This window comes from Blautia caccae (assembly GCF_040095955.1).
GTDB classification, from domain to species: Bacteria; Bacillota; Clostridia; order Lachnospirales; family Lachnospiraceae; genus Blautia; species Blautia celeris.
This window is the reverse complement of record NZ_JBBMFP010000003.1, coordinates 162801-175443: the sequence shown is the minus strand read 5'-3', so window position 1 is coordinate 175443 and position 12643 is coordinate 162801. Positions and strand designations below refer to the sequence as shown.

The 12643-nt window shown below is 48.7% G+C and carries 9 protein-coding genes; 2 read left to right on the top strand and 7 right to left on the bottom strand.

Annotated elements, in window-relative coordinates; all coding sequences use genetic code 11:
• Positions 1 to 37: 37 nt before the first annotated feature.
• Positions 38 to 1030 carry a Fic family protein gene (locus tag WMO65_RS04320; protein WP_118743296.1) on the top strand — a complete coding sequence of 331 codons (993 nt, stop codon included), beginning with the start codon at positions 38 to 40 and terminating at the stop codon, positions 1028 to 1030.
• Between the two features lie 53 nt (positions 1031 to 1083).
• Here WMO65_RS04320 and WMO65_RS04315 read toward each other — a convergent pair whose 3' ends face one another.
• From WMO65_RS04315 to WMO65_RS04290, 6 genes are all read right to left on the bottom strand, one after another.
• On the bottom strand, positions 1084 to 2373 hold the full coding sequence (locus WMO65_RS04315) for a Na+/H+ antiporter NhaC family protein (protein ID WP_033141078.1): 1290 nt from the start codon (positions 2371 to 2373) through the stop codon (positions 1084 to 1086).
• 26 nt (positions 2374 to 2399) lie between these two features.
• Positions 2400 to 3833 (bottom strand): adenylosuccinate lyase, encoded by a 1434-nt coding sequence (gene purB / locus WMO65_RS04310; protein WP_148392623.1) that lies wholly within the window; start codon positions 3831 to 3833, stop codon positions 2400 to 2402.
• A gap of 96 nt (positions 3834 to 3929) precedes the next feature.
• Entirely contained in the window at positions 3930 to 4640 is a 711-nt protein-coding gene (purC, locus tag WMO65_RS04305; RefSeq protein ID WP_033141076.1) for a phosphoribosylaminoimidazolesuccinocarboxamide synthase, read from the bottom strand.
• Positions 4641 to 4740: 100 nt separating this feature from the next.
• On the bottom strand, positions 4741 to 5520 hold the full coding sequence (locus WMO65_RS04300; RefSeq protein ID WP_033141075.1) for a tetratricopeptide repeat protein: 780 nt from the start codon (positions 5518 to 5520) through the stop codon (positions 4741 to 4743).
• A gap of 10 nt (positions 5521 to 5530) precedes the next feature.
• Positions 5531 to 6778, bottom strand: coding sequence for a DUF5716 family protein (locus tag WMO65_RS04295; RefSeq protein WP_103731259.1), 1248 nt, complete (start codon positions 6776 to 6778; stop codon positions 5531 to 5533).
• Between the two features lie 16 nt (positions 6779 to 6794).
• On the bottom strand, positions 6795 to 10337 hold the full coding sequence (locus WMO65_RS04290) for a DUF5717 family protein (protein ID WP_187370592.1): 3543 nt from the start codon (positions 10335 to 10337) through the stop codon (positions 6795 to 6797).
• 232 nt (positions 10338 to 10569) lie between these two features.
• Between WMO65_RS04290 and WMO65_RS04285 the strand changes: the two genes are divergently transcribed.
• Positions 10570 to 11667 carry a pyridoxal phosphate-dependent aminotransferase gene (locus WMO65_RS04285; protein WP_103731260.1) on the top strand — a complete coding sequence of 366 codons (1098 nt, stop codon included), beginning with the start codon at positions 10570 to 10572 and terminating at the stop codon, positions 11665 to 11667.
• Positions 11668 to 11810: 143 nt separating this feature from the next.
• Here the strand turns inward: WMO65_RS04285 and folK are convergent, their stop codons facing one another.
• Positions 11811 to 12638, bottom strand: a complete 828-nt coding sequence (gene folK / locus WMO65_RS04280; protein WP_187370593.1) for a 2-amino-4-hydroxy-6-hydroxymethyldihydropteridine diphosphokinase — start codon at positions 12636 to 12638, stop codon at positions 11811 to 11813.
• Between the last annotated feature and the right edge of the window lie 5 nt (positions 12639 to 12643).

Genomic DNA, 12643 nt, shown 5'->3' with positions numbered 1-12643 from the left:
CAAGTTAATAAGCAAGTTAATTTGGAGGTGAAAATATATGAACCGTTATCAACCGCCGTTTACCATTAATAATACCATGCTGATATATGTCTCATCCATATCGGAAAAACTCGGCAGGATCAGTATGCTGCAGAAGATGGAATCCCGCCCCTATCTAAGGCGTAACAACAGAATCAAGTCCATTCATTCTTCCCTGAAAATTGAGGCTAATTCCTTGTCACTTGGACAGGTCAGGGATGTGCTTGCCGGGCACATGGTTCTGGGTGAGCAAAAGGAAATTCAGGAAGTAAAAAACGCTTACGCTGCTTACGAAAAATTGCCTGAGATCAATCCATATAGTTTGAAAGACTTAAAAAAGCTGCATGGAGTCATGACCCAATATACGGTAGATGAGTCCGGCGTATTCCGTAAAGGAGAAGAAGGTGTGTTTAATGGGGATAAATGTATTTTCATCGCACCTCCGGCAAGATTGGTACCGGGGCTTATGGAAGAATTGTTCGACTGGATGTCTCGAGAACAGGCATCCGTACACCCTCTTATCCTGTCCTCAGTCTTTCATTATGAATTTGTATTCATTCACCCTTTTTCAGACGGAAACGGCAGGATGGCAAGGCTGTGGCATACGGCGATTCTTTCCAAATGGAAACCGATTTTTGAGTACATCCCGATTGAAAGTCAGATTGAAAAATTTCAGGATGGTTACTATCAGGCAATTGCCCAATGTCATTCAGAAGGGACTTCCAATATCTTCATTGAATTTATGCTCAAACAGGTTGATATGGTTCTTGATGATATCTCCAAACAGATATCGGATGATACAGAACAGATGACAGAATATGTAAAGAAGCTTTTGTCCGCAATGGAAATGGATACTTCATATACAGCAACCTGCCTTATGAAGAAACTGGGATTAAAATCAAAGGAAACCTTTCGTAAAAATTACTTAAATCCGGCAATGGAACTTAATCTGGTCGAAATGACTGTACCGGAAAAACCAAGAAGCAGAAATCAAAGATATATTCGGAGATAATAGAAAAAGGCAGCTATATTCCCCAAAGAATACAGCTGCCTCATCCATATTTTTTATTCCGCCACTTCTCTCCTGCGGAAAATTATAAATATAATTGCCGATACCCCCATCAAAATAGGATAGAACAGATACGGCATGATCGCTATAGGCGTAAGCCCGGACAGACTGGCCGCGGCCAGAAGCTGGGCACCGTAGGGAATCATTCCCTGGCCTACGGATGCGAAGATATCCAAAAGGGACGCGCTCCTTTTGGGGCTTACCCGGAATTCCTCGCTGATCTCTTTTGCAATGGGGCCTGCCATAACGATAGCCACCGTATTGTTGGCTGTACAGCAGTCCACGAGCAGGGCCAGAACGGAGATGCCGAACTCTCCGCCGCGCTCCCCGTTGATCTTCTTCTTGATCACATTCAGAATATACTCAATCCCTCCGTGTTCCTTCACCAGGGCCACAATGGCTGCAACAATAATGGAGATCACTGTGATATCATACATTCCGGTGATACCGTCTCCCATCTTCTGGAACATCTCACTGACAGCAAACGCCCCTGTGCCTACTCCCACAATGAGGGACAGTACAGTACCGGTTATAAGAACAATGAACACATTGATGCCGATGAGCGCGCCGATCAGGACCACCAGGTATGGAATCACCTTGATGATCTGGAACTTCAGGTCATCATCAATGACTCCTGCATTTCCCCTGGCGATCACGAAGAAGATCACAGCCGTGATGATAGCTGCAGGCAGAACAATAAAAAAGTTCTCCCTGAATTTGTCCTTCATCTCACACCCCTGTGTCCTCACCGCCGCAATCGTGGTATCGGAAATCATGGACAGGTTGTCACCGAACATGGCGCCGCACACAATGGCTCCCATGCAGATCGGGAGAGGAATGCCTGTCTTCTCGGCAATTCCCACGCCGATGGGTGCCATAGCGGTAATAGTGCCCACACTGGTTCCCATGGAAATGGAAATAAAACAGCCGATGATAAACAGCCCCACCACTGCAATGGAGGACGGCATAATGGAAAGCCCCAGATTGACCGTGCTCTCCACCCCGCCTGCCGCCTTTATGGAACCGGAAAAGGCTCCGGCTGCCAGGAAGATCAGGCACATGGTTACAATATTTTCCTCACCGATGCCCTTTGAGATAATTGCCACCTTTTCCTGAAACCCTACTTTCCGGTTCTGAAAAAATGCCACGGTAAGCGCGATCAAAAATCCCACAATGGCAGGCATGGTATAAAAGTCATGGAACAGGATACCCGCTCCGATAAAAATGATCAGAAACACCCCAATCGGCAAAAGCGCTATGGGATTCCCCCTCTTTTGCTCCTTCATGTAAAAACCTCCGAACTGTATTTTTATTATACGTTGATCTCTGCAGTCATTCCCAGGATTTCTTTATTTTCATCCAGTACCGGCTGTACCACATTTTTCAGGAACGCCTCCACCTGTACCTGGGCACGTCCTGTGTAGCGGGACGGCTCCATGGTCTTCTGCAGGTCTTCCAGACTCATGTTAAATGCGGGATCAGCGGCAATAAGCTCCAGAAGGTTGTTCTCTTTGCCTTCCACCTTCACGTTCCTGCCTGCCCCCATGGACAGCTCACGGATTCTTTCGTGCAGCTCCTGGCGGTCCCCGCCTGCCTTCACGGCATCCATCATGATATTCTCTGTAGCCATGAACGGAAGCTCGCTTCTCAGACGTTTCTCTATAACCTTAGGATACACAACAAGCCCGTCCACCACGTTCAGGCACAGGTCCAGGATACCGTCAATAGCCAGGAAACCTTCCGGAACGGAGAGACGTTTGTTCGCAGAGTCATCCAGTGTTCTCTCAAACCACTGGGTAGCGGAAGTGATGGCCGGATTCAGGGCATCCACCATGACGAAACGTGACAGGGACGCAATACGCTCACTTCTCATCGGGTTTCTCTTGTATGCCATAGCCGAGGAACCGATCTGGCTCTTCTCAAACGGCTCTTCCACTTCTTTTAAGTGCTGCAGAAGCCTGATGTCATTGGAGAACTTGTGGGCACTGGCTGCAATGCCTGCCAGTACGTTCAGCACTCTGGTGTCCACTTTTCTGGAATAGGTCTGTCCGGATACCGGATAGCACTCCTTAAATCCCATCTTCTCCGCAATCATGGGATCAATCTTGTCAATGGTCTCCTGGTCCCCGTCAAACAGTTCCAGGAAGCTGGCCTGTGTACCTGTTGTACCCTTGGAACCAAGCAGTTTCATAGTGCTGATCACATAATCCAGGTCTTCCAGGTCCAGCATGAACTCCTGCATCCACAGGGTTGCTCTTTTTCCCACTGTAGTAGGCTGCGCTGGCTGGAAATGTGTGAACGCCAGGGTTGGAAGCGCTTTATGCTCATCTGCAAATTTGGAAAGCTCTGCGATGACGTTGACCAGTTTTTTCTTCACAAGCTTCAGGGCCTCTGTCATCACAATAATGTCTGTATTGTCGCCCACATAACAGGAGGTAGCACCCAGATGGATGATTCCCTTTGCCTTCGGACACTGCACGCCGTATGCGTATACATGGGACATTACATCATGGCGCACCTGTTTTTCTCTCTCTTTTGCCACGTCATAATTGATGTCTTCTGCGTGGGCTTTCAGCTCGTCGATCTGTTCCTGGGTAATATTTAATCCCAGCTCTTTCTCTGTCTCTGCCAGGGCGATCCACAGTTTTCTCCATGTGCGGAATTTCATGTCCGGGGAGAAAATATACTGCATCTCTTTGCTGGCATAGCGCTCAGATAATGGACTTTGATATCTGTCTGTACTCATTTGAATTCTCCTTTTTATTTTATATTGAAGTAAACACAAAAAAGGGCGCCGCGAGGCGCCTTCCGAGCCGGAAGGTGTCCCGGGCACCCCTCTGATTTAAGCCAGGCCCAGACGTTTGAACACTTCGTTATATGCCTCTTCTACGTTGCCCATGTCTCTTCTGAAACGGTCTTTGTCCAGCTTCTCATTTGTCTCTACATCCCACAGACGGCAGGTATCCGGTGATATCTCATCAGCCAGGATGATGGTTCCGTCTGCCAATTTACCGAATTCGATTTTGAAGTCGATCAACTTCATTCCTGCGTTCAGGAAATATTTGATCAAAAATTCGTTGATTTTTCTTGTATAATTTTTAATGGTGTCGATTTCTTCCTGTGTAGCCAGTCCTAATGCAAGTGCATAGTCATCATTGATGAAGGGGTCGCCCAGGTCATCATCTTTGTAGCTGAACTCTAAAATCGGGCAGAGAAGCTGTTTTCCTTCTTCTACTCCCATTCTCTTGGAGAAGCTTCCTGCAGCCACGTTACGAACAATTACCTCTAAAGGAACGATGCTCACTTTTTTTACGGCTGTCTCGCGGTCGCTCAGTTCTTCTACGAAGTGAGTCGGAACGCCTTCCTTTTCCAGCTGCTGGAAAACATAGTTTGTCATGCGGTTGTTGATAGCGCCTTTACCTGTGATCGTGCCTTTTTTCTCGCCGTTGAATGCTGTGGCATCATCTTTGTAATCCACGATCACTACGCCGTCTACATCTGTTGCAAATACTTTCTTTGCTTTTCCTTCATAAAGCTGCTCTAACTTCTTCACCTTCGTACACCTGTCCTTTTTCCATAATATTGAGTTCTCTCAAAAGAGAAACGTTACGATACACAAGGAATTATATAACATCGGTTTTCAAAACACAAGCCTAAAATCCGGTACTTCTGTGATATTCTTTTGTGTATTTTTCCAAAAGAGCCCCCATGTCTTCCTGTTTTTCCCGGGAAGCATCCGGCTTTTTGGCTTCCATCTCTTTCTGGATCTCTCTGCAGGTATCCAGATCCGCACCCATTCTGGCACATTCTCCCTGCCACTGGGCTTCCTCCATCAGCATCCTGCAGGCACACAGGTAATGCTTCAGGATCAGCTTGGTGTGAAGCTTTTCATATGCCTTTTCAAAGCATTCCTTAGCCTCCTCTATCTGGAAGAGGTGCAGATAGGCACAGCCCATATTGTGGAAGATCTCCCCCTCATACTGTCCGCCAAGACCTCCGGTATCCACACTTCTTAGGGCATCCTCGTAAATGCGGATGGCATTCACATACATCCGGTTGTCCACCAGATAGTCGCCCTTTTTCTTCTTGCGGGCCACTTCGGGAAGCTGTTCCAGGACCACAAGCTCCTCATTTAATTTTTTAAACTGCTCATGGGTCAGGTAATTGATCTCCCTGAAAACAGCCAGGATGAAATCCCCTGCCCCCCGCTCTTCCTCCAGAATCCGGTACAGCTTCTGGTAGAGCTTTAATAGTCCCAGCTCGTTTTTTATCCAGTCACAGAGATGTTCATTGATGATCGTCTCGTCCAGAAGATAGATGTTGTGGTAGAGATAATAACATAATTCTTCTATACTGTAGATATTCGTGCTGATGTTTTCAATATAAAACGGAAGGGAAGCCCGTTTTATCTGACATAATATGTATCCGCTCATCTGTTTCCTCCTACCACGCTGCTCTCTCGGTCCACATCAGGCCGCTTGAGGGGAACATCTCCCCGAATCCCAGATCCTGTACCAGAATAATGCAGGTATCCGCTGATTCATACATGATGTGCACACGAAGCCTCGTGGTCCTGTCAGGCCTTTTCGGAAGCCCCGGCAGCTTCATGCAGTAATGTCTTACTTCCCCGCCGTCCATGGGCTTCACCATGAATTCCAGGTTCTCCCTGCCGTCCAGAAGCAGTTCAAATTCATGCTCTGTCTCATACCAGTTTCTTCCGGCCTCAGCAACGGTATAGTTCTTCTTTTTCCCCTGGATGAGCATTTCCATGCTCACATGGTTCTGGACCAGGGCATTTCCCACATACAGATATGTGCCCAGAAGCTTCTCCTCGGTCCGCTCCCTGGCCGCATAGCAGGCCCCTTTCACATACATGTTGTTTCCATAGTATACATGGCGCTGATTCTTGCACAGAAGCGGTACACTCCTTACAGCCCAGTCCTTGGAAAATCCATCCCCTACCAAGTAAATCCCCGCGTATGTGTCATTTCCGCAGGAATCTGCAATCAACTGATAAAAGTCTACGTCCTTCTGGTCCGGGTCTTCCGGCAGGGTTATGGTCTTGCCGTGTTCCACTGTGACCAGCATGGGCTTTTTCTGGCTGTCCACCACCATGCGGGAAAAAGATACTTTTCCTTTATCAAATGTGAAGAGTCCTGTCATACGGTTCCAGTTATCCAGTCTCTTGCTCATCACATAATAGTAAAAGCTCTCCTCGTAATCCTGCAGAAGCACCTGCCCGGAAGTAAATTTCAGGCGGGTGCACACTCTCTGCAGCTTGCGCACCAGCACTCGGTTCAGGTCCGGAACCGTGATCATCAGGGTCTTGATCTGTCTCGCCGGCTCTGCCACGCCAAGCACGGACAGACAGCCTTTTAAGTAGATCTCCAGCAGCTCCTCCGGCCTGTACCAGCCGCCGTCAATCTCCACCGGTTCCCCCTGGCCCCAGATCTCCAGCAGGTTATCCACCGGGATCTCCCCCTCGTGCATGGAGAAATAATCCGCCTCCATACCGAAGTGCCACACTTCTGTCCTGGGCCTTTTGGAAAGCCTGGTGGAAAATGTATACTGATTGCTCCCTGTCTTCACGGAAAGAGAGACCGGTTCTTTTTCTTTTCTGTCATAATAGCAGATCTGGGAAAACTCCTTCCCCAGTTCCAGGCCCGCGATAATATTTCTTGTCTCATTCATGCCCTTGTCTGCCTCCTTATTCTATCAGTTCAAAGAGAGAGGAAACCCAGGCTTCCTGCTGTCTGTACTGTCCCAGCAGTTCCATAAGCTCCTGTTCTCTTCCCTGCTGTTTCGCCGCCAGCATACGGTTGATCATCTGGTATTTTGTAGTCCCCTCCAGCTTTGCCTCGGGAACGGTGAGCCTACTCTTTTCCGTCTGCTGTATCTCCCCGCGGCCTGCGACAGTGAAATAATACTCCAGTACCTCCCCGTAAAACAGGATAAATTCTTTATTGTAAATACCCTGATACAGATTTTTCAGCGGTTCGCTTTTGAACTCTCCCGGCTCCCTGTCCGGCTGCAGCATTCGGTAGTGAATCGTCACATCCGCCCTGGGACTGGCCTGGCACTGGACAAACACCTTGTCCTCAAGCTGCATACTCTGCAGAAGGGTTCTGGGAAGCTCCTGGAAAAAGGCAAATTTAAGCCCTGTCCTGGCACATACGGATAAGATGGCGCGGGCCGTCTCCAGCCTGTTTTCCTCCCATTTCTTTTCCTGTGCATAATATTTGAGAAGGGCCAGGTCACAGATAATATCATACTCCCATCCTTTTTTCCTCACGTGCTCCAGCGAGCGGAAAATAAACGTCTCCGCCTCTTTCCCCCCGATAAAATACTGAAAGGATGCAAAGGTCAGGTAAGCCAGTATCACCTGTTCCTTACCGCTTAATTTTACATAGTCCTTCAGAACCGCCGCATCCCCCGGATGGTAGATTCTTGTGAACATGCTGTAGGTCAGGATGTCCTCCTCCAGCTCGTAGGCCTCTATGGAAAATCCCATGGAGCGCTCCCACACCCGGATCATCTCATCCACAGGTCCCTCAAAATACTTGGTCAGATATTCGAGAACCACCTCATCATAGGTGTTCTCCTTAAATATATGGTGAGCCAGAAGAAGAAGCTCCTCCTCATATTCAAACTCCAGATTGAGGATCATGCGGCTGCACAGCCTTAACAGGTCTCTTGGGTCGATCTCCTCATAGCCGTACTCACACAGCAGGTCATAGGCCCCCACATACATGCCCTGTTTGATCAAAATGGTGATGAGAAGGCTCTTGTTGACTTTTGCAAAGCTGTGAAAATCCATCTCCCGAAGGTAATCCTTCAGATTGTCATTATCCATATGCTCCTCATAGTAGAGAAGCAGGCGCCTGCGCACCCTCTGCCTGTAATCCTCAGAAAAGCAGTCCTCCCCGGACACATCCTGGATACAGGAGATATTTTCTCTTGTTATGGGGTTCTCATGGTTCAGTTCCCCGCAGGTATAGAGGAGAAGCCCCGGTGTCCGGATTCCCTCCGCCAGAAGCTGCCTTGCCAGCTCTTTTCTCTCCAAAAGCGGCTGGATATTGTAATCTATGGTCTGGATATAGCGCCTCTGCCTGTCATCCTCAAAGACAATCCTGGCGTCCGGTGTGTAAATGGACACATAGGCCACTTTATCCGTACAGGTATACGTCTGTTCTTCACAAAATGCCGCATGGCGGACGATCACCCGCCGTATCTTGGGATCATCACAGTAAAGCCTGTGGGTGAAAAGCACCTTCGCAAGGGCTCTCTTAACTGCAGGATCATGGGAGCTTAAGCAGAACTCCTGGTACACCACAGCAAAGTCCTCATTCATCCTGCCTTCCTTGAGCTTCTCACAGGCGAACTGTTCCATACTGCTTTTATAGCTTAAATAAGTAGTTTTATCCACTTCCTTGTTGCGTATCACATTGCTGTACACAAATGCCTTTTTCGCGTCGCTCAGCGTATTGTTATAACTGAAATACATGCGTATCATGCGTGGCAGCATTTTCTGGTAATTGCGGCTCATGGTCTCAATATAATACTCGTACAGCCTTGTGATCTTCAGCTCTTTCTCCACTGCCAGCTCATACCACCGGAAATATTCCTTCTTCCTGGGGTCGCCCTTCATGATCAGCATACAGATGGAGCGCACCACAGCTGTGGAGGGATATTTTTCGTAGATGTATTCCAGTATCTCATATACCTTCTGGCTGAAATCCTTCATCTGCCCCGCCAGGTCTGTGGCGCGGAAGGCCATCTCCTCAGTCATAATATCATGCCGCATGGCAAAGAGCAGCACCTGAATGGTGAAGGGACTGATCCTCCTGAGCAGCGCTCCGTCCGCTGCCGCTATCCGGCATGCTTCCAGATACAGAAACGGGCTTCTGCAGCCGGTTCTGTACTGCTCCTCCAGCAGATAGATCTTCTTTGACTGGGTACGCACCTGCTCGGAATCTGTTTTCAGGAGAATATATAACAGAAGGAAGCTGTCCTCCCTGCGCTGGTAAAGCTGATGGAGACGCACCACCATCTTCTCCCGGATCTCCTGACCGCATCCCAGCACATCCTCCAGGTAGAGATATACGCCCTCCAGCTCCTCCTCCGCCTGAATCCGGCTGTTGTCTTTTAACTTATCCAGGGCGTCCTTTGCTCTGCTGTCCTCCCCGCATTCATGGTAGAACCAGACCTCAAACAACTGGTGCTCCGTGGTGTAATGCCCGGTCTCCCGCAGTTCTGTGAGAAGTCCCAGTGTCCTGCTCTCCCACTGGCTCTTTGACAGCTTCTCCAGGCTGTAGTCCAGGTAATCTCTCAAAAGCTCCAGTTTCTTTTTCTTCTCGTATGCCGCGACATTTACCTGGATCTTACCGCTTTTGGAGGCCATCACTTCATAAACAAGGGTCTGGTAAACGGTTTTGATACAGATTCTTCCGTAATTTCTGCCTTTTCCCAGATTCTCTCTGCGGATAATATACTGCAGCTCATATACACTGCCGATGAAATCCTCGTCCCGTATGGACTTTTTCTCTACTTCCAGGAAATCGCCCTCCACGGTCACGCTTGCTTTCAGATAGCCCCAGCCGCTTCTGCGCACCCGGACGGTATCCATAAGGGAACTCTGCACCTCATAGATCTCCAGATTCTCCTGTTCCAGATGCAGCTTCACAGGGTCCTTTTTTCCCGTGCCGATGAGAAATTCCTCCAGATGCTGCCAGGTCACAGGATTTTTCGCCATGGCATAATAATAGGGCAGTACCTCCTGTTCTTCTTTCAGAAGCTCCGGAAAGGAATCATCCAGAAACAGATGGTACGCCTCCTTAAAATCTTTTTTCGCCAGCTCCGCAAAGGCATCCAAATCCCTGATGGAGCCTGCAGATGTCTTGATCCGGCACGGTTCCACCTGTATGGCAAAGGGAACCCTGTACTCTCCGATGCTGGTGCTGAGAACCAGCTCTCCCTCAAAGGAATCTCCGGGGTTCAGGCCCTTTACATCTGCCCCGTAGGGAATCTCTATCTTCTCCCCGGTAAAACGCTCTTTTCCCAGAAGAAAACGGCGATGGGAGGAATAGGCGATCCCTTTTATCCGGCTCCCATTCTCTGCTGCTATGATCAGCTCTCCCCTGATATTTTCCCCGGCCTTTGTGCTCTCCCTGATATCTTCCCTGGACAGCAAAAGACCCGGAACCTCGTATTCAAATCTTCCATTTATCAGTTGTTCTATTCTTCTCTTCAATGTATTCTACCCCGTTATCTCTAAACCATATGGCCCGGAGAATCTCCGACTGATTATTATTTATCTTGTTGAACTATTTTCTATATCCCGCTATAATATGTGTTAGTATATATTATTTCAGGACAGAGTCCTGAATAGTACAATTATACACTACAAATGCAAGGGGTGCAACCTCTGCCGCCCCTTCAACAACTCTATAAATAGGAAAATCAAAGGAAACGGAGGCATTTTCATGCTGAAACATAAAGACCATTTTCACGGCAGCGACCTGGAAAAAATCGAAGAAATCTACGGAATCAAAAAAGAAGACATCACCAGTTTTTCCGCAAATGTAAACCCCCTCGGCATCTCTCCTCTCCTGCGGGAGACACTGGCAAGCCACGTGGACGCCATCACCACCTACCCGGACAGAGACTACACAAAGCTGCGCAAAAGTATCTGTGCATACACCGGCGCCCAGTTCGAGAACATCATTGTGGGCAATGGCTCCACTGAGCTTATTTCCCTGTTCATACAGACCACACACCCGGAAAAAGCGCTGATCCTGGGCCCCACCTATTCAGAATATGAGCGCGAGATTGCCCTGGAAGGAGGCCACACGCTCTATTACCCCCTGAAGGAGGAAAATAACTTCCAGATGGATGTAAACGACCTGTGTGCTCAGATGAAAGACGGCCTGGACCTGCTGGTACTCTGCAACCCCAACAATCCCACAGCTTCTGCCATCTCCAGAAAAGACATGCGCAAGATTCTGGACGCTGCCCTGCAGTTCGGCATTGCTGTCATGGTGGACGAGACCTATGCAGAGTTTGCCCCTGATGACAGGAAGATTTCTTCCATTCCCCTTACCAACAATTACAACAACCTGATCGTCCTGCGCGGTATCTCCAAATTTTTTGCCGCTCCCGGTCTCAGGCTGGGCTATGCAGTCACCGGAAACCCTGATCTTTTGAAATACATCAACACCAAAAAGAACCCCTGGACGATCAACAGCCTGGCCGAGATTGCGGGCTGTATCATGTTCTCCGACAAAGAATACATTGAAAAGACCCGCACCCTCATCACTACGGAGCGGGAACGTCTTCTCAAAATACTTTCTGCCTGGGATACTGTGAAGGTGTATCCTTCCTGTACGAACTTTATCCTTATGAAAATATTGAAGGAGGATGTGACATCGGATATGCTGTTTGACTGCTGCATCCGGAAGGGACTAATGATACGTGACTGCTCTACGTTTCCGTTTTTGGATTCTTCTTATGTGAGATTTTGTGTTATGAGTCCTGAGAAAAATGATGCGCTGATAGAGGCGTTTGGAGAATTGCTGGGGTAAAAGACAGATGACGGGAGGGGGATAAAAAATGAACGGGTTGTGGGGGCTGTGCTCCCGCCCCCCCCCCCACACACAACCCTGGTTTTCTCTGCCACTGCGTTTTTGAGAAATAGAGGTGGAATGGCCCGTCCATCCGCTTTCGCTTATTTGAGTTCAGCCTCCAGCTCTTTTATGGTTTTCAGAAGCACCGGATGCCTTTTCCATGGCGCGATCTGCGCCAGCGGCTTCAGCACAAAATCCCGCAGATGCATTTCCACATGAGGCACGATCAGTTCCTCTGTATCTATGATCTCATCGTCAAATAACAGCAGATCCAGATCCAGCGTTCTGGGCCCCCAGTGTACCAGGCGTTCTCTTTTGGCGGCCTGCTCGATCTCGTGCATGCGCTCCAGAAGCTCGTGAGGATTGTACAGAGTCCGCATACTGAGGCAGGCGTTCAGGAAGTCATCCTGTTCCACACCGCCGTAGGGCGCTGTCACCAGGTAATCTGAGACTTTTAAGACCTTGCAGCCTGTCGTCTTGTCAAGCTCCTCCACTGCCATGTCCAGGTATGCCTTTTTGTCTCCCAGATTGGAGCCGAGAGCGATGTAAGCGGTATGCCATCCCCTTGTTATCTTTACGGATACGGTTTTCAGCGGGAGGCCTACCGGCGCCCAGGGTTTCTTGATCTCCAGGGTGACTGCTTCCAGATGGGCAATGCTGCAAAGCATTTCCTCTGCCAGATGCTCCGCAGCAGCCTCCAGAAGCTTGAAGGTGTGTTTCTGCATATAAGAAGTTATGAAATGACTCACAGCCCCGTAGTCTATGGACGCTGCCAGCTCATCGGTCCTGCCGGCGTGTACGGTATCTGTGTACAGTGTGGCTGATACCATGAACTTCTGACCCAGTTTGTTTTCCTCCGGAAATACGCCGTGGTTTGCGAATATTTCCAGATCTTCTATGTTTATCTTATCGTATTTTTCCAGATTCATATGCT